The organism is Trabulsiella odontotermitis, from assembly GCF_001188485.1.
GTDB classification, from domain to species: Bacteria; Pseudomonadota; Gammaproteobacteria; order Enterobacterales; family Enterobacteriaceae; genus Trabulsiella; species Trabulsiella odontotermitis_A.
In genome coordinates, this window is sequence record NZ_JNGH01000124.1 from 1 (window position 1) to 25,276 (window position 25,276).

Below are 25,276 nucleotides of genomic sequence, written 5' to 3' on the forward strand. Positions count from 1 at the left end.
CGTAATCTGTCGTGCGGGCCGCGCTGCTGCCCGAGAAGAGAACATCGTCCGCATCGGCAACAACGCCGCGCGCACTGTATTGAATGTCTTCTTCGTCATCGTCCATCCGTTTACCGGAGAACAGCGCTTCGTCGGTTTTGCGCCCCATCGGGTTGGCGAATTTATCCGCCAGACGTTTGCGGCGAGCCAACGCGCCGCGCAGGATACGTGCCCGGCGGGGTTCACGGCGAGGNCAATTTTTTCGGCGATGCTGACCCATGACCAGCCAGTGAAGAGCGTCAGCCCGGCCGCCCAGATACACAGAAGCGCAATAGTACCGCCACTGCTGTGCAGCATCGGTTGCAGCGCGGTGCTGAGCAGGCTGCCAATCACACCGCCTGAGGCGAAATACCAGATGTCGTCGGCGTTAATCGCCGCCAGCCCACAGGAGGTCAGGATCAGCGCCAGCACGCCAATCAGGCGCAGCGATACGGCAAAGTAATCAATGTAATCTTCGTTAGCGCGATGCCGGTAGGCAAACCAGCAACCGCCGATGATAATCACCGGGAGGGTGTAGGCCATCACGCCAAAAATAAAGAACAGCGTATCCGCAAGCCATGCGCCGGGCGCACCGCCAAGATTATGGATAGGCTCATGCCAGGCGGTTTGTGACCAGCTGGGATCGGAGGGGTTAAAACTGAGTAGCGCTGCCATCAGCCAGATGGCAAAAAGAGAACATAGGATCAGTAACGCCTCCAGAAGTCGGCGCCCGCTGCTTAATCTTGTCAATCTGACTTCTTTGTCTTCAGTGTATTCCTGGCTCAAGAAAGGCTCTCCAGGTTTCGGGCTTTTCCTGCCCGATGCTAAAACGGACAACAGCGCCGGGTCTCCCCGGCACTGTTGCTGTATGGATTAACAGGAGTGTAATCAAACTATGTCGATTTTGCACCTGTTCCGTATTAGCGAGTCTTAATTACCAGACGATTGCTCTGTTTGACCTCTTCCATGACCACGTAAGTACGGGTGTCGTTTACACCCGGCAGACGCAGCAGGGTCTCGCCCAGTAACTTACGATACGCTGACATATCCGGTACACGGGTCTTCAACAAATAGTCGAAATCGCCGGAAACCAGATGACACTCTTGAATTTCTTCAAGTTTCTGTACAGCGGAGTTGAATTGCTCAAACACATCCGGCGCACCACGATTCAGAGTAATCTCAACAAAAACCAGAAGTGATGCATCCAGATAATGCGGGTTCAACAGCGCGGTATAGCCCTGAATAAAACCCTGTCTTTCCAGCCGGCGCACACGCTCAAGGCAAGGCGTCGGAGAAAGTCCCACTCGTTTAGAAAGCTCGACGTTGGAAATACGCCCATCCTTTTGCAACTCATTCAGAATGTTGCGATCGATGCGGTCGAGATCTTTGCCTGGGCGCTTCTTGCTATCTACCATTATTATTGTCTCTCTGTATTCCTTCCCTACTCCTGTCTGGACTCTTAGCACGTCACTGTTCAGAGTCTGCGCCCGTTGTTTACGTGCCGCTCTGTTGGCAGAGACATGACGTAACCCAGGGTACGTGTTGAGAAGACCGTTGCCAGTCGGCAGCTATCGCTATCTCGTATGGCGTCTGTCCACGCCATGCGCGGATTGCGCTAGCCCGGGTATACACGGAACCGTGTATATAAATGGTATTTGCATGCAGGGTAATTCAGCACACGCGAAACACTTCTTTAATCTTCCTTGAATGTTTTCGCAAAAGCACAGGTGATTGTCAAAGCAAAACATCGATTTTTAGTACAACATGCCAGATATTCCTGAGCTGCCCCTGCTGATCCTCATGTTTTCGACTTATAACATGCGCAATTTCAGAAGAAATAATTATAGTCAGCGGCGAAAAAATCGACTATCCATTGGCGTTTTCTATTACACATATTGCTATCAACATTGCTGAGCCCTTTTTTTACTGCAACAAATTCCCTACAATCGCGGCAAACGTCTGCCAACAATTATGGGGATCTCATGGGCACGACCAAACACAGTAAATTACTTATTCTGGGTTCCGGCCCTGCGGGATACACCGCTGCGGTCTATGCTGCGCGCGCAAACCTGAAACCGGTGCTGATTACCGGCCTGGAAAAAGGCGGTCAGCTGACCACCACCACCGAAGTGGAAAACTGGCCTGGCGATCCTAACGACCTGACCGGGCCGCTGCTGATGGAGCGCATGCATGAGCATGCAACCAAGTTCGACACTGAAATCCTGTTTGATCACATCAACAAGGTGGATCTGCAGAACCGTCCGTTCCGCCTGACCGGCGATAATGGCGAGTACACCTGTGATGCGCTGATCATCGCCACTGGCGCTTCTGCGCGTTATCTGGGTCTGCCGTCCGAAGAAGCGTTTAAAGGCCGCGGCGTTTCTGCCTGTGCGACCTGCGACGGGTTCTTCTATCGCAATCAGAAAGTCGCGGTCATTGGCGGCGGCAACACCGCTGTTGAAGAAGCGCTGTATCTGTCGAATATCGCCTCTGAAGTACATCTGATTCACCGCCGCGATTCATTCCGCGCGGAAAAAATTCTTATCAATCGTCTGATGGATAAAGTCGCCAGCGGCAACATCGTGCTGCACACTCACCGTACGCTGGAAGAAGTGACCGGCGATCAGATGGGCGTGAGCGGCCTGCGTATTCGTGATACTCAGAACACTGACATCGTTGAGACGCTGGAGGTCGCGGGCCTGTTTGTCGCGATCGGTCACAGCCCGAACACGGCGATTTTCGACGGTCAACTGGAACTGGAAAACGGCTACATCAAAGTGCAGTCCGGGATCCACGGCAACGCCACCCAGACCAGCATCCCTGGCGTGTTTGCCGCAGGTGATGTAATGGACCATATCTACCGTCAGGCGATCACCTCTGCAGGCACCGGCTGTATGGCTGCGCTGGACGCAGAGCGTTATCTCGACGGCCTGGCTGACGCGTGCAAATAATCTTTACAAGTCAGTAACAAAGGTAAAGAAGGCGACGAAAAGTCGCCTTTATTTTTGCCCCGATGTAACATTGCCGTGCCCAATAAAACTCATAACTGCACCTGCTAAGCACGCAATGAATAAAACCCGTCAACAAGAGCTTACCCGCTGGTTAAAACAGCAGAGCATCCTGTCCCGTCGCTGGCTGACGATCTCTCGTCTGCTGGGCTTCGTCAGTGGGATCCTTATCGTCGCGCAGGCCTGGCTACTCGCCCGCACGCTCCATCACATGATCATGGTGAACATTCCGCGCGAAGCCCTGCTGCTGCCGTTCGTGCTGCTGGTGTTGACTTACGTGCTGCGCGCCTGGGTGGTGTGGTTGCGCGAGCGCGTCGGGTTTCATGCCGGGCAAACCATTCGCTTTGAGATCCGCCGTCAGGTGCTTGACCGCCTGCAACAGGCCGGTCCGGCGTGGATTCAGGGTAAACCCGCCGGGAGTTGGGCGACGCTGATTCTGGAACAAATCGACGACATGCATGATTACTATGCCCGCTACCTGCCGCAGATGGCGCTGGCAGTCTGCGTGCCGTTGCTGATCGTGATTGCGATTTTCCCGTATAACTGGGCCGCCGCGCTGATTTTGCTCTGCACCGCGCCGCTTATTCCGCTGTTTATGGCGCTGGTGGGTATGGGCGCGGCCGATGCTAACCGTCGTAATTTTCTGGCGCTGGCTCGCCTGAGCGGTCATTTTCTCGATCGTTTGCGCGGCATGGACACCCTGCGCCTGTTCGGGCGTGGCGATGCAGAAACTGAAAACATCCGCCACGCGTCGCAGGATTTTCGTCAGCGGACGATGGAAGTGCTGCGTCTGGCGTTTCTCTCCTCCGGCGTACTGGAATTCTTCGCCTCGCTGTCGATTGCGTTGGTGGCGGTCTATTTCGGTTTCTCCTACCTCGGCGAATTTAATTTCGGCTCTTATGGCCTCGGTGTGACGCTCTCCGCCGGTTTCCTGGCGCTGATCCTGGCACCGGAATTTTTCCAGCCGCTGCGCGATCTCGGCACCTTTTATCATGCCAAAGCGCAGGCCGTTGGTGCGGCAGACAGCCTGAAAACCTTTCTTGAAACGCCGCTGGCGCAGCCTGAGCCGGGTGAACATATGCCTGCTGACAACGAGATGGTCAGCATTCAGGCGCAGGGGCTTCTCATCAAATCGCCGGAAGGCAAAACGCTGGCCGGACCGCTCGATTTTGAACTTGCCGCCGGGCAGCGCGTAGTGCTGGTCGGGCAAAGCGGTTCCGGGAAAAGCTCGCTGCTGAATACGCTGGCCGGTTTTCTCCCTTACGAGGGCAGCCTGCGTATTAATGGCGTCGAGCTGCGCGAGCTGCATGCTGAAAGCTGGCGACGCCTGATCAGTTGGGTCGGACAAAACCCGCAGCTTCCCGCCGCCACGCTGCGTGAGAACGTGCTGCTGTCCGATCCGGATGCCAGTGACGAACAACTGCAGGCCGTGCTCGACGCCGCCTGGGTCAGCGAATTTATTCATCAGTTGCCGCAGGGCATCGACACGCCCACCGGCGACCAGTCCGCGGGACTTTCCGTTGGTCAGGCGCAGCGTGTTGCCGTCGCCCGCGCGCTGCTGACGCCGTGCCGGTTGTTATTACTGGATGAACCCGCCGCCAGCCTCGATGCGCACAGCGAATTGCGCGTCATGCAGGCTTTAACAAAGGCGTCGACTCGCCAGACCACGCTGATGGTCACGCATCAGCTGGAAAATCTGACCGACTGGGACGCCATCTGGGTGATGCACGACGGCCGTCTGGTTGAACAAGGGCGCTATGCGTCGCTGGCGCAGGCGGAAGGCTCGTTTGCCCGCCTGTTGGCCCACCGTCAGGAGGAGATTTAAATGCGCACACTGTTTCCTTACCTGGCGCTCTATAAACGCCACAAATGGCTGCTGTCGCTCGGCGTCGTGCTGGCGATTATTACTCTGCTCGCCAGCATCGGCCTGCTGACGCTGTCGGGCTGGTTTCTGTCGGCTTCCGCAGTGGTCGGTGTCGCCGGACTGTACAGCTTTAATTACATGCTGCCTGCGGCGGGTGTTCGCGGCGCGGCGATTATCCGTACCGCCGGGCGCTACTTTGAGCGTCTGGTGAGCCATGACGCGACGTTCCGCGTATTGCAGCATTTGCGTGTCTTCACCTTCAGCAAACTGCTCCCCCTCACCCCTGCCGGGCTGGCGCGTTTTCGCCAGGGCGAACTGCTTAACCGCGTGGTGGCAGATGTCGATACGCTTGATCATCTCTATCTGCGGGTGATTTCGCCGCTGGTGGGCGCGCTGGTGGTCATCCTGGTGGTGACGTTTGGCCTGAGTTTTCTTGATGTCACGCTGGCGCTGACGCTGGGCGGCATTATGCTGGTGACGCTGCTGGTCCTGCCGCCGATGTTCTATCGCGCCGGAAAACCAACCGGTGAAAGTCTGACCCGTCTTCGTGGTCAGTACCGTCAGCAGGTGACGGCGTGGCTGCAGGGCCAGGCCGAACTTTCGCTGTTTAACGCCAGCACCCGTTATCGTCAGCAGATGGAACAGACTGAAATGAACTGGCATGAGGCACAGCGCCGCCAGTCTGAACTGACGGCGCTGTCGCAGGCCGTTATGTTGCTTATCGGCGGGGGNGGTGATTGCGATGCTGTGGATGGCCGCGGGCGGCGTCGGTGGCAACAAGCAGCCTGGCGCGCTGATTGCCCTGTTCGTCTTCTGTGCGCTGGCCGCCTTTGAAGCGCTGGCACCGGTCACCGGCGCATTCCAGCATCTCGGCCAGGTGATTGCCTCCGCGTTACGCATCAGTCAGATCACCGAACAGCAGCCGGAAGTCACCTTCCCGGAGACCGCAACGCCGGTGCCGCAACAGGTCAGCGTGACGCTCACTGGCGTCTCATTCCGCTATCCGGAACAGGTACAACCGGCGCTGGACGGCATTTCCGCCCACATCGCCGCAGGGGAACACGTGGCTATTCTCGGGCGCACTGGCTGCGGGAAATCCACCCTGCTGCAGTTGCTGACCCGCGCCTGGGACCCGCAGCACGGCGAGGTTCGGCTGAACGGCAGCCCCGTGCGCGAATTCGACGAAACGTCGCTGCGCCGCACGATGAGCGTCGTGCCTCAGCGCGTTCACCTGTTCAGCGCCACGCTGCGCGACAACCTGCGGCTGGCGAAACCGGACGCAACGGACGATGAGCTAAAAACGGTCCTGCAGCGCACCGGGCTGGACAAACTGCTTGAGGACAACGGTCTGAACAGCTGGCTTGGCGAAGGCGGTCGTCAGTTGTCGGGCGGCGAGTTGCGCCGACTGGCCATTGCCCGCGCGCTGTTGCACGACGCACCGCTGATGTTACTGGATGAACCGACCGAAGGGCTGGACGCGGCAACCGAGAGCCAAATACTTGATTTACTTGCGGTTGTGATGCGGGGAAAAACCGTGCTGATGGTGACGCATCGCCTGCGCGGACTGGCGCGTTTTGATCAGATAATTGTAATGGACAACGGACAAATTATTGAGCATGGTAGTCACGCAGATCTGTTGATGAAACAGGGGCGTTACTACCGGTTCACGCAGCGTCTGTAGGCTATTATAAATCATCGATTGCCATGTAAGAGGTCGTCCTGGCATGCGTCTGGTCCAGCTATCCCGTTACTCGATTGCGTTCCCCTCGCCAGAAGGGGCTCTGCGTGAACCCAATGGGTTACTGGCATTAGGGGGCGACCTTAGCCCGGCGCGGCTATTGATGGCGTACCAGCGCGGCATTTTCCCCTGGTATTCGCCGGGCGATCCGATTCTGTGGTGGTCGCCCGACCCCCGCGCCGTGCTGTGGCCGAATGAATTTCATGTCAGCCGCAGCATGAAGCGCTTCCATAAAAATTCGCCCTATCGTGTAACGCTGAACCATGCGTTTGAACGCGTGATCGAAGGCTGCGCCAGCGATCGCGAAGAAGGCACGTGGATCACCAGCGACATCGTCGAAGCCTATCACCGCCTCCACGAGCTTGGTCATGCGCATTCGATTGAAGTCTGGGAAGAGAATGAACTGGTGGGCGGCATGTATGGCGTGTCGCAGGGCGCGCTGTTTTGCGGCGAGTCAATGTTCAGCCGGGCAGAGAATGCCTCTAAAACCGCGCTACTGGTCTTCAGCGCCGATTTCTCCCGTCAGGGTGGCAAACTCATCGACTGCCAGGTGTTGAACAGCCACACGGCCTCCCTGGGCGTAACAGAGATACCCCGGCGGGTTTATCTTGAGCATCTTTCCGCGTTACGGGTGCATACGCTCGCGCAGCGTTGCTGGGTGCCGAGAACGCTCTTTTCCCCTTCGGTATAAATGTTTTCGAAACATTTTTTTATCAGGGTGATATAATTGTGCCGAAGAGTCGCTTCTGCATCTTGCCCCGCCGCCGTTTGGGACCGTTCGAGTCAGTTAATTCCGCTGCTCCCTCTCTACGTTTGCGCTGTCATACGGTCTTTTCGTGTGGCATCAGGGTAATGCGCAAAAACGACTTTTGCGTTTTTTACGCACAAATCTTTACTTAATTACTGAATTTCGGCATTATCTTGCCGGTTCAAAACTACGGTAGTGATACCCCAGAGGACTAGATGGCCAAAGAAGACAATATTGAAATGCAGGGTACCGTTCTCGAAACGTTACCTAACACTATGTTCCGCGTAGAACTGGAAAACGGACACGTGGTAACCGCGCATATCTCCGGTAAAATGCGTAAAAACTATATCCGCATTCTGACGGGCGACAAAGTGACTGTTGAGCTGACCCCGTACGACCTGAGCAAAGGCCGCATTGTCTTCCGTAGTCGCTGATTGTTTTAATGCCGTAACGGCAACCGAATTATTATGCTGAAAGGCCGGGAGTGCTTCCCGGCCTTTTTCCATGGTATGACGGACGAAAAAAAACGGGCTTTCGCCCGTTTTTTAATGCGGTAAGAAAATTAATGTGCCGCTTCCGGTTTGTGCTTTTGTGCACTCTGGAAATCATACGTCAGCGCATTTTTCTCTTTATCCAGTTCGACGGTGACCTGACCGCCATCAACCAGTTGACCAAACAACAGCTCGTTCGCCAGTGGTTTCTTCAGGTTGTCCTGAATCACACGCGCCATCGGACGTGCGCCCATTGCGCGATCGTAGCCTTTGTCTGCCAGCCAGTTGCGGGCATCCTGGCTCACTTCCAGCGACACGCCTTTCTGATCCAGTTGCACCTGCAGTTCGACGATGAACTTATCGACTACCTGATGGATAACCTCGGTAGAGAGGTGATCGAACCAGATGATGTTGTCCAGACGGTTACGGAACTCCGGCGTAAAGATCTTCTTGATCTCTTCCATCGCATCGGTGCTGTTATCCTGCTGGATAAGGCCGATGGATTTACGTTCGGTTTCACGTACCCCGGCGTTGGTCGTCATTACCATCACCACGTTGCGGAAGTCCGCTTTGCGGCCGTTGTTATCGGTCAGCGTACCGTTGTCCATCACCTGCAGCAGCAGGTTGAAGACGTCCGGGTGCGCTTTCTCGATCTCATCGAGCAGCAGCACAGCGTGAGGATGCTTGATCACCGCATCAGTCAGCAGACCGCCCTGGTCAAAGCCGACATAACCCGGAGGCGCACCAATCAGGCGGCTCACCGTGTGGCGTTCCATATATTCGGACATATCGAAACGCAGTAGCTCAATGCCCAGCGCTTTCGCCAGCTGAACGGTTACCTCGGTTTTCCCGACCCCGGTCGGCCCGGCGAACAGGAAAGAACCTACCGGCTTGTGATCGTGACCCAGACCGGCGCGGCTCATCTTGATGGCTTCGGTTAACGCCTCTATGGCGTTGTCCTGACCAAAGACCAGCATTTTCAGACGGTCGCCGAGGTTTTTCAGCGTATCGCGATCGCTTTGCGAAACACTCTTCTCCGGAATACGCGCAATGCGCGCCACCACAGATTCGATGTCCGCCACGTTGACCGTTTTCTTGCGCTTGCTGACCGGCATCAGACGTGCCCGCGCGCCCGCTTCGTCGATCACGTCAATCGCTTTATCCGGCAGATGACGATCGTTGATGTATTTCACCGCCAGCTCCACCGCCGCACGCACCGCTTTCGCGGTATAACGCACGTCGTGGTGCGCTTCGTACTTCGGTTTCAGGCCGTTGATGATCTGCACCGTCTCTTCCACCGACGGCTCGGTGATATCAATTTTCTGGAAGCGACGCGCCAGCGCCCGATCCTTCTCAAAAATGTTGCTGAATTCCTGATAGGTGGTGGAACCAATCACCCGAATCTTGCCGCTGGAAAGCAACGGTTTGATCAGATTGGCGGCATCCACCTGCCCACCCGACGCCGCACCCGCACCGATGATGGTGTGGATCTCGTCGATGAACAGAATGCTGTTAGTATCCTGCTCCAGCTGTTTCAGCAGCGCTTTGAAGCGCTTTTCAAAATCGCCACGGTATTTGGTACCCGCCAGCAGTGAACCGATATCGAGCGAGTAGATAGTGCAATCGGCAATCACTTCCGGCACGTCACCCTGCACGATGCGCCAGGCGAGACCTTCGGCGATGGCGGTTTTACCGACGCCGGATTCCCCCACCAGCAGCGGGTTATTTTTACGACGGCGGCACAGCACCTGGATAGCGCGCTCCAGTTCTTTGTCCCGTCCGATTAACGGGTCGATGCCGCCAACACGCGCGAGCTGATTGAGGTTGGTCGTGAAGTTTTCCATACGTTCCTCCCCACCTGCTTGTTCTTCGCTGTTCGGTTGGCTTCCGGCATCGGAAGACTGGCTCGGCTCGTCTTTGCGCGTGCCGTGAGAAATGAAGTTCACCACATCAAGGCGGCTGACTTCGTGTTTACGCAGCAGGTAAGCCGCTTGCGACTCCTGCTCACTGAAAATAGCAACCAGCACATTCGCACCGGTAACTTCGCTGCGACCGGAAGACTGAACGTGAAAGACCGCGCGCTGCAGCACACGCTGGAAGCTGAGCGTCGGTTGCGTATCGCGCTCTTCTTCACTGGCGGGCAGGACGGGTGTGGTTTGTTCGATGAAGGCTTCGAGTTCCTGACGCAGCGCCACCAGATCCACGGAGCACGCTTCCAGTGCTTCACGGGCCGATGGGTTGCTGAGCAGAGCCAGCAACAGATGCTCGACGGTCATAAACTCATGACGGTGCTCGCGCGCTCTGGCGAAAGCCATATTTAAACTGAGTTCCAGTTCTTGATTGAGCATAGGCACCTCCCCCAATTTTCATGCCTGTCTTCAGGCTTTTTCCAGCGTACACAGCAACGGATGCTCGTTCTCCCTTGCGTATTTGTTCACCATCGCCACTTTGGTTTCTGCGACCTCTGCGGTAAACACACCACAAATGGCCTTACCTTGATAATGAACCGTGAGCATCAGTTGCGTTGCACGTTCTACATCATAAGAAAAGAATTTTTGTAACACGTCAATAACAAACTCCATGGGAGTATAATCATCATTGACCAATATCACTTTATACATAGATGGCGGCTTTAGCGCATCGCGCAGTTTATCTTTTGCCAGCTGGTCAACGTCCAGCCACTCTCTGGTCTTGCTCATCGTCAGTTATCATCTTTGGTTACAGGTGCCGGCAGGCCTGAAGCTCACCGCTGACAAGAGTCTACACACTATTGAATCTACACGAGATCGCAGATAACTATCATCTATTGTTGCCATCCGCGACGGCTGTCACATTCCCCGGTAATAGCGTTAACTGCTTCAAATTTTGATTCATTTTCCACCGTTTCGCGACGCCATCCCCTTGACGCGATACCCGCTTTATCTACATTCTACTGACGAGAGTTGGCGAGGATTTGAACAACCCCCACTCTACCACCGGTCATTCCATCTACTTATAAAGATTTACGAAGGATGTCGAAGTATGGAAATGGGTACTGTTAAGTGGTTCAACAATGCCAAAGGGTTTGGTTTTATCTGTCCCGAGGGCGGCGGCGAAGACATATTCGCTCATTACTCCACCATTCAGATGGATGGTTACAGAACGCTAAAAGCCGGGCAATCTGTTCGGTTTGATGTCCACCAGGGCCCTAAAGGCAATCATGCCTCAGTGATTGTGCCCGTCGAAGCAGAAACGACTGCATAGCTCTTATGCATTATTGTGTACATCCCGCAGGCAAAATGCCAGTCCTTATGACTGGCATTTTTTTCGCTTATTCGCGCGCCAGCGCATCCACCGGATCGAGTCGGGCCGCGTTACGTGCAGGCAACCAGCCAAACAAAACGCCGGTCAGCGTCGAGCAGAAAAACGCGGTCAACAGCGCCAGCGGTGAGAAACCAATCTCCCAGCCCGGTAAAAAGAGCTGCAACACAACGGCGATCATCAGCGACAGCGTCACGCCAAGCGCACCGCCCACCAGGCACACCAGTACCGCTTCAATTAAGAATTGTTGCAACACATCGCTGGCCCGCGCACCGACCACCATACGGATGCCGATTTCACGCGTTCGTTCCGTCACCGACACCAGCATAATATTCATCACGCCAATCCCGCCGACCACCAGCGAAATCACCGCTACCAGCGTCAGGAACAGCTGAAGAGTATGTGTGGTCCTTTCCGCCGTTTTCAAGACGCTGTCCATATTCCAGGTGAAGAAATCTTTCTTACCGTGGCGCAACGTCAGTAACCGGGTCAACTGTTGCTCCGCCACCGCGCTGTCATAACCCTCTTTAACCCTGACGGTGATGGAGTTTAACCACGACTGCCCGACCACGCGGCCTGACATGGTGGTATACGGTAGCCACACGCGCAACACTTTGCTGCTGCCGAACATTGACTGTTTCTCATCCGCCACGCCAATGACCGTTGCGGGCGTATTGCCCACCAGAATGACTTCACCCACGACCCGCGCCTTGTTGGGAAAGAGCTGGCGACGGCTGTTGCTGTCGAGTACCACCACCTGCGCGCGGCCGTTGAGCTGGATATCGTTAAACGTATTCCCTTCGCTGAAGGTCATGCCGTAAACATTAAAATATTGTCCGCCGACGCCTTCCGCGTTCGCCNNGACCCAGGACTGTTTCTGAATCGCCAGCAGATCGTCATATTTCAGCGACTGCTGGTATTGCGGATCGTCGTCGCCAAAATCTTTGCCGGGGTAGATATCAATCGTATTGGTGCCAATCGCCCGAATGTCCGCCAGCACCATCTGTTTGGCGGCATCGCCTACCACCACAATCGACACCACCGAGGCGATGCCGATGATAATCCCCAGCATTGTCAGCAGCGTACGCATTTTGTTGGCCGCCAGCGCACGCCAGGCCATCGACAGCGCTTCACGAAAACCGCTGGTGAACTGCCGCCAGCCGGAACCGTTCACCTGACGCGGGCTGACCGCCTGCGACTGCGCCGCGCTTTTCGCCGGGGGATTCGCAATAATCTCCCCGTCGCGGATTTCGATAATCCGTTCCGCCTGCGCCGCCACCTGCGGATCATGCGTCACGATAATCACCGTGTGGCCCTGCTCTTTGAGCTGATGCAGGATCGCCATCACTTCATCGCCGGAATGGGTATCCAGCGCCCCGGTGGGCTCATCCGCAAGGATTACCTGCCCGCCGTTCATCAGCGCACGGGCAATACTCACGCGCTGCTGCTGGCCGCCGGAGAGTTTTGATGGCTGATAATCCACACGATCGTCCAGCCCAAGCCGCTTCAGCAGTTCCAGCGATCGTTGCCGCCGCGCTTTGCGTTCGGTTCCGGCATAAACCGCCGGGATCTCCACGTTCTGCGCCGCCGTCAGGTGCGAGAGCAGATGATAGCGCTGAAAGATGAAGCCAAAATGTTCGCGGCGCAGCTTTGCCAGCGCATCGCCATCAAGCGTGGCGACATCGGTTCCGGCCACGCGGTAGGTGCCGCTGCTCGGCTTATCCAGACAGCCGAGGATGTTCATCAGCGTCGATTTTCCCGAGCCGGACGCGCCGACAATCGCCACCATTTCGCCCGCTTCAATGCTGAGCGTGATCCCTTTCAGCACATCAACGCTGCCGTCCCCGGAAGGATAACTACGCCGAATATTATTCAGCTCAAGCAGTGCCGTCATTTCGCGGCCCCGGGCTTGCCTTCGCCGGTAATCACTTCATCACCCTCTTCAAGCCCTTTGGTGATCTCCACGTCGGTGTCGTTGCGCGCGCCGATGGTCACTTCGCGCTCTTTGACCTCGCCGTTACGCAGCAGCCGCACGTTATAGCGGTTGTCGCCAACAGCNNTCGCCAAGTGCCGACAGCGGAATGGTCATCACGTTTTTCACGCCGTTGAGCTGAATGTGCACCTGTGCGGTCATCTCGAGGCGCAGCACGCCCTGCGGGTTCGGCACTTCAAACCGGGCATAATAGAAGATGGCGTCATTCACTTTTTCCGGCGTCGGCAGAATGTCTTTCAGCGTGCCTTCGTAGCGCGTCAGCGGATCGCCCAGCACCGTGAACCACGCTTTTTGCCCCGGTTTCAGGTGAATAACATCCGCTTCCGATACCTGCGCTTTCACCAGCATGGTGCTGAGATCCGCCAGCGTCAGGATATTCGGCGCCTGTTGCGCAGCGATGACCGTCTGCCCCTGCAGGGTGGTGATCTGCGTCACTTCNTGTAGTCGAGATTAGTTTTCGCGGTATCGAGGGTGGCCTGATTGCGTTTGATCTGTGCTTCAATGGTGCCGATTTGCGCCTGTTTGACGGCGAGATCGGTCGCCGCGGTGTCCAGATCCTGCTGTGAGATCAGGTTGGTTTTCGCCAGCTTTTGTTGCCGCGCCAGCGTCACCTGCGCCAGTTTCTGCTCCGCCTGTGCCTGTCGGAGCTGCGCACGCAGTTCCATCAGCGTCGCGTCCACTTCTTTGATCTGGTTTTGCGCCTGTTCCGGGTCAATAACCCCCAGCAGCTGATCTTTTTTCACCTTATCGCCAATGTTTACCGACAGCGTTTTCAGCTGACCGCTCACCTGCGCGCCCACGTCCACTTTACGCAGCGCATCGAGTTTGCCCGTCGCCAGCACGCTCTGTTGCAAATCTCCCTTGCGAACAATCAGCGTCTGATATTGCGGAAGCGGGGCATTCAGCGTGCGCCACAGCCAGACACCGGCAATGACAATCAGCACGGCCAGAATCAGATAAATTTTTTTGCTTTTTCCCTTCAAATTCATAAAAAGTCCAACGCTATGCACGGGCATAAATAAAGGATGATTTTATCTAAACCTGACCTCAACGAAACCCTCTCTTTTATCAGTGGGTCCCGTTTGTTTAGACAGTATTGATTATTTACCTGCTGAAATAATGCCATCCCTTCCTGACCAACAGATTTCATCATGTCATTCATCGTCGAAATACCGCAATCGGAATCCACGCAACTGAAGTCAGGCTGGCAGCTTTTTCAGTTATTGAGAACCGGAAAACTGATCCCGGGGCTGGCGTGGCGCAATCCTGCTTATCGTCACAAATTCATGCTTCGTTCGCTGGCGACGCCGTTCAGCACCTTACGCTTCTTGAATGATCTGGCGCAGCAGCCGCAACTGATGCAAATCCTCAACGCGCAGCCAGGACTGCCCTGCCGTCTGCATCGTCCGTGGTTATCGATTACTATGCCCCGCACGCAGGCGATTGACGCGCTGCGCTGGCATTATCAGCAATTCACCAGAGTGTTACCAGTACGGGTATTTAACCGCTACCTCACGCCCAATGGTGTGACGCTGGCGGTGCTAAGCGGTAAAGACGAGCAGAGGTATACGGTGCGCCTGCGGGCCGATGCGATGCTGGACAAAGAAGGCGAAGCGACGCTGCTGTTTTGTGATTCGCAGGAGACCATGCTGGCGGAGCTGACCTTTACGTTGTGCCGCGTCGGCGGTAAAAACACGCTCTACATCGGCGGTCTGCAGGGCGCTAAAGCGCAGGTTCCGCATGCGCGGATCCAGACGGCGACCAAAGCCTGTCACGGTCTGTTTCCAAAGCGTCTGCTGGTGGAAGCCGCCATGACGCTGGGTCAGCAGCTTGGCGCAGAGCAGATCCGCGCGGTGAGCAATGAAACGCATATTTACCGCAGCCTGCGCTATCGCCGGAAAAAACACGAACACCTGCATGCGGATTACAACAGTTTCTGGGCGTCGCTCGGTGCCAGCGTCGACGGGCACGGCGATTATCTGCTACCGCGCGACATGCCGCGCAAGCCGATGGAGGAGATTGCCAGCAAGAAGCGCGCCGAATATCGCCGTCGCTACGCGCTTTTAGATAGCCTGCATCACCAGACGCGGGAAACGTGCCAACGCTAATCCGCTCTCCCGCGCGCCAGCCACAGCACGCGGGAGAACATTTTTCGCAGCAACGTCGGGACGGCCTCAATACCGCGCCGCCCGGCCTCCATGGCCACTTCAATCGCCAGATCCGGCTTGGACGAACGATGAATGGCTTTGATGATCACCCGTCGCATGTTCATCGGAACCCCTTCCGGGATCTGCGCCACCCGGTGATAAACGCCTGCGAACCCTTGTTTATACATGAAGTGCTCCATGTCCATCGCCGGTAATGCGGTCAGGTGATCGCGCTCCAGCTCACCGTCATTGTTGAGCAGGCTGCGCACCGTCGCGGCATATTTTTTACCGGCCTCGTCGCCATCGACCAGTACGTGCCACTCGATGCCCATCCGGCGGGCGAACTTGATCAGTGGTTTCAGGCCTGACTGGGCAAACTCAATCACTTTCACCCCTTCCGCATCAAAGTGGTGGCCACACTGGCGCGCCATTTCATTGATCATCCAGGTTTCGGTCTCGCCTTCCACCAGTAACCAGCAGCGCGCAAAGAGCGACGAGGCGCGGTTGAAGCGGATATGAAAGGCGATGCGGCGCCCCTCTTCGGCGTTGATGCCCCCTGGCCCGAGCCGCCATGCCGCGACGCGGGATGATTCACGCACCAGCCGACACACCTGCTCGACCGGCGTCATTGACAGCAGCTCGCTGGAATTGGTGGTGGTCACCTGCTGCAGTGGCAGAAGGTTGAGTAAATTCCAGGCCACGGAGAGCATGATCGGATGCAGACGGGTTTCGGGATCTTCCACCAGCAGTAGCGGGCGCGCGTCCCTGTCCAGCCTGACCGTGCCTTTTGCCTGCAACAGGGTGGCGAACAACCCGAGCAGGATCACCCGGTGGCTGCGACCGCCAGGCTTGTCGATCATACGGTTGATGATGTCGAGATAACGCCAGCTGCGCTGCTCATCATGCGAGCGGCGACGCAGTAACCGGTGGCGCGATTCGGCGGAGCCCTGCTCGGAAAAGTAGTGTTCCAGCAGTTGCACCATGGCGGAAAGCCCCTGACGGATCTGGCCGTCGGTGAGGTTCTGCGGGCTGCGCACCAGCTCGCGGGAGAGAAAATCAAGCTGGCGGGCGGTGACTTCAACGTCCGGCAGATGCGGCACCGTTCCGTTGCTGATACGGCGCATAAAACGGGCATCGCGCAGGCGCAGCACCGGTTTCAGGCGGATCAGGTGGTGTGCCAGGCCGTCGATGTCGTCCAGCTCCAGCGGCTCGCCGTCGCCGTCGAGGAAACTGCGTAACGTCATTACGCTGCCGTCTTCCGCCAGTTCGCCTTCGAGACGATAAAAAACGCGCTGATAGCCATCCGCACAGGGCACCCAGATCTGTGAAAGCGGGCGATAGCGCCGCACCCGATGACGGCCAGGCTCCTGCTCACGGAAGGTCAGGATGATATGCAGATGATGCTCGCGCCCCTGAATATCGCCGGTAGGAAACCAGAAGTCATCGCGCACAAAATGGTAGAGCGCAGGTTCAGGAGATAACAGCAACGTTAAGGCATCCAGCAGGCTTGATTTACCCCAGGCGTTTTCACCGATCAGCACGTTGTTATGTTCCAGCATCAGCGATAAACGCCTGATGCCACGAAATCCAACGATTTCCACCCGTTCAAGAAGCATACCCCCTCCCCTCAGTCGCCAGATTCTCCTTTAGCTATCAGCAGTATAGCGGCAGAGTCAGGCGCTGAACACCGATCGGATCGCATCTGTTTTGCAAGGATTCGTTTCTGATAACAACCTGAAAAGACGGGAACAGAATATAAATAAGAAGCTGAAAGTATATTTTATGCTGCGCGTTTACTTTCAGTCGAAGCATTCTACACTTACATTACCTCAGAATTTTCTAAGGAATGAGATCGTATTGCCTTAAATCAAACCAATAAGACTTATTTTACTGGCAAAGGGATGGTTTTCATTTTTAGAATACATAGTCTTTATTTTCATCGCATCCCTTTGTAGCGATAAATAAATAACCAGTGCAATTAATTCATGCACTGAAACTCTATTCTCCATTGAGGTGGCTATGTTCAGAAAATTAGCAGCGGAATGCTTCGGTACATTCTGGCTGGTGTTCGGTGGTTGCGGTAGCGCGGTACTGGCGGCGGCATTCCCTGAATTAGGCATTGGTTTTGCGGGTGTTGCACTGGCATTTGGTTTAACGGTACTGACCATGGCCTATGCCGTAGGCCATATCTCTGGCGGCCATTTTAACCCGGCGGTAACGCTCGGCCTGTGGGCTGGCGGTCGTTTCCCGGCCAAAGATGTTATTGGTTATATTATCGCCCAGGTGGTTGGCGGTATTATTGCCGCCGCGATCCTGTACCTCATCGCCAGTGGTAAGGCAGGCTTTGATGCGGCAGCCAGCGGATTTGCCTCCAACGGCTATGGCGAACACTCGCCGGGCGGCTTCTCCATGCTGTCAGCGATTGTGATTGAGATTGTCCTGACCTGTGGATTCCTGCTGGTGATCCACGGTGCGACCGATAAACACGCACCGGCCGGATTTGCGCCGATTGCCATCGGCCTGGCGCTGACGCTGATCCACCTGATCAGTATTCCGGTCACCAATACCTCGGTGAACCCGGCGCGCAGCACCGCCGTCGCCATCTTCCAGGGCGGCTGGGCACTGCAGCAGCTGTGGTTGTTCTGGGTCATACCCATCGTTGGCGGTATCCTCGGCGGCGTGCTCTATCGTACTCTGCTTGAAAAACGCGATTAAGCATTACTGTCAAACGCCCGGCGACACCTCTGCGCTCGCCGGGCGTTTTTTATTCCTCATCATCTCTTTACTGGCTCCCGGGAATTCGGTAGTGTCTGGTGCGCTATTTTTATTCAAAGGACCGGGCTGTTCATGTTCTCAGGCTTGCTGATTATCCTCCTGCCGCTGATTGCAGGTTACCTGATTCCCCTGCGCCATAGCGCAACGCTGAAACTGATAAATCGTCTGTTAAGCTGGATTGTTTACGTCATTCTCTTTTTTATGGGAATTAGCCTGGCGTTTCTGGATAACCTGGCCAGCAATCTGCTGTCCATCCTGCACTATTCTGCGGTCAGTATCGTAATTATTTTATTGTGTAATATCGCAGCGCTGTTTTGGCTGGAACGTATACTTCCCTGGCGCCATCAGCACCAGCAGGAAAAATTACCGTCACGAATTGCAATGGCGCTGGAATCATTAAAATTGTGTGGCGTTGTGGTGCTCGGTTTTTTACTTGGCCTCACCGGACTCGACATTCTTCAGCATGCCACTGAAGCCAGCGAATATACGCTGATCTTTTTATTATTCCTCGTGGGTGTGCAATTAAGAAATAATGGCATGACGCTCAGACAAATTGTCCTGAATCGACGCGGAATGATCGTCGCGGTCATTGTGGTGGCCAGTTCACTGGTCGGCGGTGCCATTAATGCCTTTATTCTCGACCTGCCGTTAAAAACCGGTCTGGCAATGGCGTCCGGTTTTGGCTGGTATTCGCTGTCGGGTATTTTGCTCACCGAAGCTTTCGGCCCGGTGATTGGCAGCGCCACCTTCTTTAACGATCTGGCGCGCGAACTTATCGCCATTATGTTAATTCCAGGCATGGTACACCGCAGCCGCTCGACGGCGCTTGGCCTGTCTGGTGCCACCTCGATGGACTTTACCCTGCCGGTGCTGCAACGCTCCGGGGGGATTGAAATTGTGCCCGCCGCCATTGTGCATGGCTTTTTGTTGAGTCTGCTGGTGCCTGTCCTGATGGCCTTCTTCACTGCCTGAAATCCTCCCTGGCGGTAACACGTTTACCGCCAAAATTGCGCTAAATCAATCTCTGTGTAAGTTGTGTTAAAAATGCCTTTTCAGTCGCTTAGCCGAAGCTTAACCTTAAACATGTATCTCAAATATAACTTTAAAAGGTGTGACCATGTTTTGTGTGCAATGTGAACAAACCATTCGTACCCCGGCAGGTAACGGCTGTTCTTACGCGCAGGGTATGTGCGGTAAAACCGCGGAAACCTCGGATCTGCAGGACCTGCTGATCGCCACCCTACAGGGCCTGTCGGCATGGGCAGTGAAAGCACGTGAATACGGTATTATCAATCATGACGTTGATAACTTCGCCCCTCGCGCGTTCTTCTCCACGCTGACCAACGTTAACTTTGATTCCCCCCGCATTATTGCCTACGCGCGCGAAGCTATCGCCAAACGCGAAATGCTGAAAGCGCTGTGCCTGCACAACGATCCTGCTGTTGCCGTCGATAACCCGATGGCGGGCCTGCAACTGGTCAGCGACGACCTCGGCGAGCTGCAACGTCAGGCCGCTGAATTCACCCCGAATAAAGACAAAGCGAGAATTGGCGAGAACATTCTCGGCCTGCGTCTGCTCTGCCTGTACGGACTGAAAGGCGCCGCGGCGTATATGGAGCACGCGCACGTACTGGGCCAGTACGACAACAGTATCTACGCGCAGTACCATAAAATCATGGCGTGGCTGGGCACCTGGCCGTCCGACATGAACGCGCTGCTGGAATGCTCGATGGAAATCGGCCAGATGAACTTCAAAGTGATGAGCATCCTCGACGCCGGTGAAACCGAGACTTACGGCCACCCGATCCCGACTCAGGTCAACGTGAAAGCCGTTGCCGGGAAATGCATTCTGATCTCCGGCCATGACCTGAAAGATCTCTACAACCTGCTGCAGCAAACCGAAGGCACCGGCGTTAACGTCTATACCCACGGTGAAATGCTGCCTGCGCACGGCTACCCTGAACTGCGTAAATTCAAACACCTCGTCGGCAACTACGGCAGCGGCTGGCAGAATCAACAGGTGGAATTCGCCCGCTTCCCGGGTCCTATCGTCATGACTTCAAACTGCATTATCGACCCGACCGTGGGCGCTTATGACGACCGTATCTGGACCCGCAGCATCGTCGGCTGGCCGGGCGTGAGCCACCTCGAAGGCGACAATTTCGCCCCGATTATCGAACAGGCGCAGCAAATGGCGGGCTTCCCGTACAGCGAAATTGAACACCTGATCACTGTCGGCTTTGGCCGCCAGACGCTGCTCGGCGCGGCAGACACCCTGATTGACCTGGTCAGCCGTGAAAAACTGCGTCACATCTTCCTGGTGGGCGGCTGTGACGGCGCGCGCGAAGAGCGTAACTACTTCACCGATTTCGCCACCAGCGTCCCGGACGATTGTCTGATCCTGACCCTGGCATGCGGTAAATACCGTTTCAACAAGCTGGAGTTCGGCGACATTGAAGGCCTGCCGCGCCTGGTGGATGCCGGTCAGTGTAACGACGCCTACTCGGCGATCATTCTGGCGGTGACCCTGGCGGAAAAACTGGGCTGCGGCGTGAACGATCTGCCGCTGTCGCTGGTGCTCTCCTGGTTCGAACAAAAAGCGATTGTCATTCTGCTGACCCTGTTGTCACTGGGCGTGAAAAACATCGTCACCGGCCCGACCGCGCCAGGCTTCCTGACGCCAGATCTGCTGGCCGTTCTGAATGAGAAATTTGGTCTGCGTTCGGTCACTACCGTTGAACAGGATATGCAGCAGTTACTGTGCGCGTAAGGAGTAAAGCATGACGATGCCAACATCACAGTGTCCGTGGCGGATGCAGGTTCATCACATCACTCAGGAAACCCCGGATGTCTGGACGCTGTCACTGCTGTGTCACGACTATTATTCGTACCGTGCCGGGCAGTATGCGCTGGTCAGTATTCGCAACTCGGCGGAGACCCTGCGTGCCTACACCATTTCTTCAACGCCGGGCATCAGCGAGTACATCACGCTGACCATCCGTCGTATTGATGATGGCGTGGGTTCGCAATGGCTGACGAACGAGGTGAAACGCGGCGACTATCTGTGGCTTTCCGACGCGCAGGGGGAATTTACCTGTGATGACAAAGCGACCGACCGTTTTCTGCTGCTGGCCGGTGGCTGCGGCGTGACACCGGTGATGTCGATGCGACGCTGGCTGGCGAAAAATCGTCCGCAGGCGGATGTGCAGGTGATCTTCAACGTGCGTTCGCCGCAGGACGTGATTTTCGCTGATGAGTGGCGCAAGTATCCCGTCACCCTGGTGGCGGAAAACAACGCCACCGACGGTTTCGTCGCCGGTCGTCTCACCCGCGAACTGCTGGAACGCGTGCCGGATCTGGCGTCCCGTACGGTGATGACCTGCGGTCCGGCACCATACATGGCGATGGTTGAAGACGAAGTGAAAGCACTGGGCGTCACGCAGTTCTATAAAGAGCAGTTCTTTACGCCAGTCGCACAAGCGGCCACCAGTGGGCTGAAGTTCACCAAACTGCAACCGGCGAAAGAATTCTTTGGTCGCGTCGGTACCACGCTGCTGGAAGCCCTGGAAAGCAATAAAGTGCCGGTTAACGCCGCCTGCCGTGCCGGGGTGTGCGGAAGCTGTAAAACCAAAGTGGTCTCTGGCGATTATACCGTCAGTAGCACCATGACCCTGACGGAACAGGAAATTGCCAGTGGCTATGTGCTGGCATGTTCGTGTCATCCGCAGGGCGATTTGGTGCTTGCATAAACGTTAAACCTCAAACGTTCAATCGTAGGCCCGGTAAGCGTCAGCGCCACCGGGCTTTTTTTGTCGGATGGCACTACGTTTACCCGACCTACAACGGTCCTACCGCCACGCCGGACCGTTTCCTACCGCAAAACGCCCTGCCCCTAAAAATGCGACCGCCAGCGAACCAATAAAGAAATACACCAGGCTTTCAATGGCCCACGCCCCGACCTTGTCCAGTACAAAGGTTTCACCCATTCCGACCATCAGCCATGCCACGATCATCGTAAACGCCAGTACCAGCGCCGCCGGACGCGTCATCACGCCGAGAATAATCAGTACCGGCGCGACCACTTCGCCAATCAGGACGCCATACGCGATAAACCCCGGTAACCCTTTGGCCACCAGCATACCGCTAATGCCATCAATCCCCCCAAATAACTTATGTAACCCGTGAAACAGCATCAGCCCGCCCACGGCAAGTCGTAACAAAAGCTTGCCAAGATCGTCGCATGTTAGCTTTTCATTAACAGCACTTAACAATGATTTAACCATTTGGAATGATTCCTGTTTTCATCTGAGATATCACCAGATTATGCCGAATAATTGCGCCTGAAAAGCACCTTTTAATTGGGGGGTTTTGTCGGGCAATACAGCGACTTTCTTCTAAGCTTGTAAGCGATATCACTAAAAGGAGAAGGGCACCCATGAAACAAACCGTGGCGGCTTATATTGCAAAAACACTTGAGCAGGCGGGCGTTAAACGTATCTGGGGGGTCACTGGCGACTCTCTGAACGGTCTGAGCGACAGCCTGAATCGCATGGGAACCATTGACTGGATGTCGACACGCCATGAAGAGGTAGCGGCCTTTGCCGCAGGCGCAGAAGCCCAACTGACCGGGGAGCTGGCGGTATGTGCGGGCTCGTGCGGGCCAGGCAACCTGCACCTGATTAACGGTCTGTTTGACTGCCATCGCAACCACGTGCCGGTGCTGGCGATCGCCGCGCATATTCCGTCGAGCGAAATCGGCAGCGGCTATTTCCAGGAGACGCATCCGCAGGAGCTGTTTCGCGAATGCAGCCACTATTGCGAGCTGGTTTCGAACCCCGATCAGATCCCCCAGGTGCTGGCGGTGGCGATGCGTCAGGCGGTGCTGAAACGCGGCGTGTCGGTGGTGGTATTACCTGGCGATGTGGCTCTGAAACCGGCGCCGGAAACCGCCAGTTCGCACTGGTATCACGCCCCGCAGCCCGTGGTGACACCTGCCGACGAAGAGCTGAGAAAGCTCGCGCAACTGCTGCGCTATTCGAGCAATATCGCCCTGATGTGCGGCAGCGGTTGTGCCGGGGCGCATAAAGAGCTGGTCGAGTTTGCCGCCAAACTGAAAGCGCCGATTGTCCATGCCCTGCGCGGCAAAGAGCATGTTGAGTACGACAACCCGTACGACGTCGGCATGACCGGGCTGATTGGCTTCTCGTCCGGCTTCCACACCATGATGAACGCCGATACGCTGGTGCTGCTCGGCACCCAGTTCCCGTACCGCGCCTTCTACCCGACCGACGCCAAAATCATTCAGATTGATATCAACCCCGGCGGGATTGGTGCGCACAGCAAAGTCGATATGGCGCTGGTGGGCGATATCAAATCCACGCTGGCGGCGCTGCTGCCGTATCTGGAAGAGAAAACCGACCGCAAATTCCTCGACAAAGCGCTGGAGCACTATCGCGATGCGCGCAAAGGGCTGGATGACCTGGCCAAACCGAGCGACAAATCCATTCACCCGCAGTATCTGGCGCAGCAAATCAGTGACCTCGCTGATGACGACGCGATCTTTACCTGCGACGTGGGCACGCCTACCGTCTGGGCGGCTCGTTATCTGAAAATGAACGGCAGGCGCCGCCTGATTGGCTCGTTCAACCATGGCTCAATGGCCAACGCCATGCCGCAGGCGCTGGGGGCTAAAGCCGCTGCCCCTAACCGTCAGGTAGTGGCGATGTGCGGCGACGGCGGTTTCAGCATGCTGATGGGGGATTTCCTGTCGGTGGTGCAGATGAAACTGCCGGTGAAAATTATCGTCTTCAACAACAGTGTGCTCGGTTTTGTGGCAATGGAAATGAAAGCCGGCGGTTACCTGACCGACGGCACCGAACTGCACGACACCAACTTCGCCCGCATCGCCGAAGCCTGCGGCATTACCGGCATTCGGGTAGAGAAAGCGGCGGACGTCAATGATGCGCTCCAGCGCGCCTTCAGCATTGATGGCCCGGTGCTGGTGGATGTGGTGGTCGCCAAAGAAGAGCTGGCGATCCCGCCACAAATAAAACTCGAGCAGGCCAAAGGGTTCAGCCTGTATATGCTGCGCGCCATCATCAGCGGACGCGGTGATGAAGTGATCGAACTGGCGAAAACCAACTGGCTCAGGTAAAAAGGGGGGCATTACCCTGTATCTGATAAGGAAATGCCGTGATCGATCTACGTAGTGATACCGTCACCCGCCCCGGGCGCGCCATGCTTGACGCAATGATGGCCGCCCCGGTCGGGGATGACGTTTATGGCGACGACCCTACCGTCAACGAACTGCAACGCTACGCCGCCGAACTGGGCGGCAAAGAAGCCGCGCTTTTTTTACCTACCGGTACCCAGGCAAACCTCGTGGCGCTGCTGAGCCATTGCGAACGCGGCGAAGAGTATATCGTCGGCCAGGTAGCGCATAACTATCTGTATGAAGCGGGCGGCGCCGCTGTGCTGGGCAGCATCCAGCCGCAGCCAATTGACGCCGCGCCGGACGGCACGTTACCGCTCGACAAAGTGGCGGCAAAAATCAAAGCCGATGATATTCACTTTGCCCGCACGCGCCTACTGAGTCTGGAAAACACCCACAACGGCAAAGTACTGCCGCGCGACTACCTGAAACAGGCCTGGGAATTCACCCGCGAGCGCGGTCTTTCCCTGCACGTCGATGGCGCACGTATCTTTAACGCCGTGGTGGATTACGGCTGCGAGCTTAATGCGGTGACGCAATACTGCGACTCCTTCACCATTTGCCTGTCAAAAGGGCTGGGAACGCCGGTCGGTTCACTGCTGGTCGGCAGCGCGGACTACATCAGGCGGGCAACCCGCTGGCGTAAAATGGCCGGTGGCGGGATGCGTCAGGCCGGTATTCTGGCCGCCGCCGGGCTGTATGCGCTGAAAAACAACGTTCAGCGGCTGCAGGAAGATCACGACAACGCCGCCTGGATGGCCTCGCAGCTGCGTGACATTGGCGTCGATGTGATGCGCCACGACACCAACATGCTGTTTGTTCGCGTCGGTGAAGCGCATGCTGCCGCGCTGGGCGAATTTATGCGTGAGCGCGGTGTGCTGATCAACGCCGCCCCTGCGCTGCGTCTGGTGATGCACCTTGACGTCAACCGCGAGCAGCTGGCGCAGGTGGTCAGCCACTGGCAGGCATTTTTACAGCGTTAA

General features: G+C 56.2%; 18 protein-coding genes and 3 pseudogenes. 13 read left to right on the forward strand and 8 right to left on the reverse strand.

Annotated features, from left to right (window positions below):
- Both GM30_RS22360 and lrp read right to left on the reverse strand, forming a co-directional pair.
- Nucleotides 1-804 (reverse strand): annotated as a pseudogene (locus GM30_RS22360) (DNA translocase FtsK 4TM domain-containing protein); the annotation flags it as partial.
- Nucleotides 805-938: 134 nt separating this feature from the next.
- Nucleotides 939-1,433 carry a leucine-responsive transcriptional regulator Lrp gene (gene lrp / locus GM30_RS22365; protein ID WP_002439523.1) on the reverse strand — a complete coding sequence of 165 codons (495 nt, stop codon included), beginning with the start codon at nucleotides 1,431-1,433 and terminating at the stop codon, nucleotides 939-941.
- A gap of 567 nt (nucleotides 1,434-2,000) precedes the next feature.
- Here lrp and trxB point away from each other — a divergent pair.
- The 5 genes and pseudogenes from trxB (at nucleotide 2,001) to infA (ending at nucleotide 7,810) form a co-directional block, all read left to right on the forward strand.
- A complete protein-coding gene (trxB, locus tag GM30_RS22370) occupies nucleotides 2,001-2,969 on the forward strand; it encodes a thioredoxin-disulfide reductase (protein WP_049850389.1) in 969 nt (322 codons plus the stop codon).
- 115 nt (nucleotides 2,970-3,084) lie between these two features.
- Entirely contained in the window at nucleotides 3,085-4,851 is a 1,767-nt protein-coding gene (cydD, locus tag GM30_RS22375) for a heme ABC transporter permease/ATP-binding protein CydD (protein WP_049850390.1), read from the forward strand.
- Nucleotides 4,852-6,571 (forward strand): annotated as a pseudogene (gene cydC / locus GM30_RS22380) (heme ABC transporter ATP-binding protein/permease CydC). It abuts the gene before it with no gap.
- A 43-nt stretch (nucleotides 6,572-6,614) separates the two neighbouring features.
- Complete coding sequence (gene aat, locus GM30_RS22385) at nucleotides 6,615-7,319, forward strand: leucyl/phenylalanyl-tRNA--protein transferase (protein ID WP_049850391.1); 705 nt, start codon at nucleotides 6,615-6,617, stop codon at nucleotides 7,317-7,319.
- Between the two features lie 272 nt (nucleotides 7,320-7,591).
- Nucleotides 7,592-7,810 (forward strand): translation initiation factor IF-1, encoded by a 219-nt coding sequence (infA, locus tag GM30_RS22390; protein WP_001040187.1) that lies wholly within the window; start codon nucleotides 7,592-7,594, stop codon nucleotides 7,808-7,810.
- 128 nt (nucleotides 7,811-7,938) lie between these two features.
- Here infA and clpA read toward each other — a convergent pair whose 3' ends face one another.
- Nucleotides 7,939-10,215, reverse strand: a complete 2,277-nt coding sequence (gene clpA, locus GM30_RS22395; RefSeq protein ID WP_049850392.1) for an ATP-dependent Clp protease ATP-binding subunit ClpA — start codon at nucleotides 10,213-10,215, stop codon at nucleotides 7,939-7,941.
- A 30-nt stretch (nucleotides 10,216-10,245) separates the two neighbouring features.
- Nucleotides 10,246-10,566: an ATP-dependent Clp protease adapter ClpS gene (gene clpS / locus GM30_RS22400; protein ID WP_049850393.1), complete on the reverse strand. Its 321-nt coding sequence runs from the start codon at nucleotides 10,564-10,566 to the stop codon at nucleotides 10,246-10,248.
- 322 nt (nucleotides 10,567-10,888) lie between these two features.
- On the opposite strand from clpS, the gene cspD reads away from it, so the two are divergent.
- On the forward strand, nucleotides 10,889-11,110 hold the full coding sequence (cspD, locus tag GM30_RS22405) for a cold shock-like protein CspD (protein ID WP_038154727.1): 222 nt from the start codon (nucleotides 10,889-10,891) through the stop codon (nucleotides 11,108-11,110).
- Between the two features lie 67 nt (nucleotides 11,111-11,177).
- Here the strand turns inward: cspD and macB are convergent, their stop codons facing one another.
- Both macB and macA read right to left on the reverse strand, forming a co-directional pair.
- Nucleotides 11,178-13,061, reverse strand: coding sequence for a macrolide ABC transporter ATP-binding protein/permease MacB (gene macB, locus GM30_RS22410; protein ID WP_049850394.1), 1,884 nt, complete (start codon nucleotides 13,059-13,061; stop codon nucleotides 11,178-11,180).
- Nucleotides 13,058-14,149: pseudogene (gene macA / locus GM30_RS26480) on the reverse strand (macrolide transporter subunit MacA). Before macA ends, macB begins: the two are co-directional and overlap by 4 nt.
- Before the next feature lie 162 nt (nucleotides 14,150-14,311).
- On the opposite strand from macA, the gene GM30_RS22420 reads away from it, so the two are divergent.
- Entirely contained in the window at nucleotides 14,312-15,268 is a 957-nt protein-coding gene (locus GM30_RS22420) for a VirK/YbjX family protein (protein WP_049850395.1), read from the forward strand.
- Here GM30_RS22420 and GM30_RS22425 read toward each other — a convergent pair.
- Nucleotides 15,265-16,923 (reverse strand): ATP-dependent endonuclease, encoded by a 1,659-nt coding sequence (locus tag GM30_RS22425; protein WP_049850396.1) that lies wholly within the window; start codon nucleotides 16,921-16,923, stop codon nucleotides 15,265-15,267. The two genes, GM30_RS22420 and GM30_RS22425, sit on opposite strands and share 4 nt — an antisense overlap.
- A 403-nt stretch (nucleotides 16,924-17,326) precedes the next feature.
- On the opposite strand from GM30_RS22425, the gene aqpZ reads away from it, so the two are divergent.
- The 4 genes from aqpZ to hcr all read left to right on the forward strand — a co-directional run bounded on the left by aqpZ (nucleotide 17,327) and on the right by hcr (nucleotide 21,831).
- On the forward strand, nucleotides 17,327-18,022 hold the full coding sequence (aqpZ, locus tag GM30_RS22430; protein WP_049850397.1) for an aquaporin Z: 696 nt from the start codon (nucleotides 17,327-17,329) through the stop codon (nucleotides 18,020-18,022).
- 132 nt (nucleotides 18,023-18,154) lie between these two features.
- Nucleotides 18,155-19,054: a LysO family transporter gene (locus tag GM30_RS22435; RefSeq protein ID WP_049850398.1), complete on the forward strand. Its 900-nt coding sequence runs from the start codon at nucleotides 18,155-18,157 to the stop codon at nucleotides 19,052-19,054.
- A gap of 145 nt (nucleotides 19,055-19,199) precedes the next feature.
- Entirely contained in the window at nucleotides 19,200-20,852 is a 1,653-nt protein-coding gene (hcp, locus tag GM30_RS22440) for a hydroxylamine reductase (protein WP_049850399.1), read from the forward strand.
- Between the two features lie 10 nt (nucleotides 20,853-20,862).
- Nucleotides 20,863-21,831 (forward strand): NADH oxidoreductase, encoded by a 969-nt coding sequence (hcr, locus tag GM30_RS22445; protein ID WP_049850400.1) that lies wholly within the window; start codon nucleotides 20,863-20,865, stop codon nucleotides 21,829-21,831.
- Nucleotides 21,832-21,930: 99 nt separating this feature from the next.
- On the opposite strand, the gene GM30_RS22450 is transcribed toward hcr, so the two are convergent.
- Nucleotides 21,931-22,365, reverse strand: coding sequence for a DoxX family protein (locus GM30_RS22450; protein ID WP_049850401.1), 435 nt, complete (start codon nucleotides 22,363-22,365; stop codon nucleotides 21,931-21,933).
- A gap of 152 nt (nucleotides 22,366-22,517) precedes the next feature.
- Between GM30_RS22450 and poxB the strand changes: the two genes are divergently transcribed.
- Together poxB and ltaE are read left to right on the forward strand one after the other, a co-directional pair.
- Nucleotides 22,518-24,236: a ubiquinone-dependent pyruvate dehydrogenase gene (gene poxB / locus GM30_RS22455; protein ID WP_049850402.1), complete on the forward strand. Its 1,719-nt coding sequence runs from the start codon at nucleotides 22,518-22,520 to the stop codon at nucleotides 24,234-24,236.
- 38 nt (nucleotides 24,237-24,274) lie between these two features.
- Complete coding sequence (gene ltaE / locus GM30_RS22460) at nucleotides 24,275-25,276, forward strand: low-specificity L-threonine aldolase (RefSeq protein ID WP_049850403.1); 1,002 nt, start codon at nucleotides 24,275-24,277, stop codon at nucleotides 25,274-25,276.

Coding starts and splice junctions, on each gene's coding strand:
- lrp (WP_002439523.1), bottom strand. CDS start 1,433: ATGGTAGATAGCAAGAAGCGCCCAGGCAAAGATCTCGACCGCATCGAT.
- trxB (WP_049850389.1), top strand. CDS start 2,001: ATGGGCACGACCAAACACAGTAAATTACTTATTCTGGGTTCCGGCCCT.
- cydD (WP_049850390.1), top strand. CDS start 3,085: ATGAATAAAACCCGTCAACAAGAGCTTACCCGCTGGTTAAAACAGCAG.
- aat (WP_049850391.1), top strand. CDS start 6,615: ATGCGTCTGGTCCAGCTATCCCGTTACTCGATTGCGTTCCCCTCGCCA.
- infA (WP_001040187.1), top strand. CDS start 7,592: ATGGCCAAAGAAGACAATATTGAAATGCAGGGTACCGTTCTCGAAACG.
- clpA (WP_049850392.1), bottom strand. CDS start 10,215: ATGCTCAATCAAGAACTGGAACTCAGTTTAAATATGGCTTTCGCCAGA.
- clpS (WP_049850393.1), bottom strand. CDS start 10,566: ATGAGCAAGACCAGAGAGTGGCTGGACGTTGACCAGCTGGCAAAAGAT.
- cspD (WP_038154727.1), top strand. CDS start 10,889: ATGGAAATGGGTACTGTTAAGTGGTTCAACAATGCCAAAGGGTTTGGT.
- GM30_RS22420 (WP_049850395.1), top strand. CDS start 14,312: ATGTCATTCATCGTCGAAATACCGCAATCGGAATCCACGCAACTGAAG.
- GM30_RS22425 (WP_049850396.1), bottom strand. CDS start 16,923: ATGCTTCTTGAACGGGTGGAAATCGTTGGATTTCGTGGCATCAGGCGT.
- aqpZ (WP_049850397.1), top strand. CDS start 17,327: ATGTTCAGAAAATTAGCAGCGGAATGCTTCGGTACATTCTGGCTGGTG.
- GM30_RS22435 (WP_049850398.1), top strand. CDS start 18,155: ATGTTCTCAGGCTTGCTGATTATCCTCCTGCCGCTGATTGCAGGTTAC.
- hcp (WP_049850399.1), top strand. CDS start 19,200: ATGTTTTGTGTGCAATGTGAACAAACCATTCGTACCCCGGCAGGTAAC.
- hcr (WP_049850400.1), top strand. CDS start 20,863: ATGACGATGCCAACATCACAGTGTCCGTGGCGGATGCAGGTTCATCAC.
- GM30_RS22450 (WP_049850401.1), bottom strand. CDS start 22,365: ATGGTTAAATCATTGTTAAGTGCTGTTAATGAAAAGCTAACATGCGAC.
- poxB (WP_049850402.1), top strand. CDS start 22,518: ATGAAACAAACCGTGGCGGCTTATATTGCAAAAACACTTGAGCAGGCG.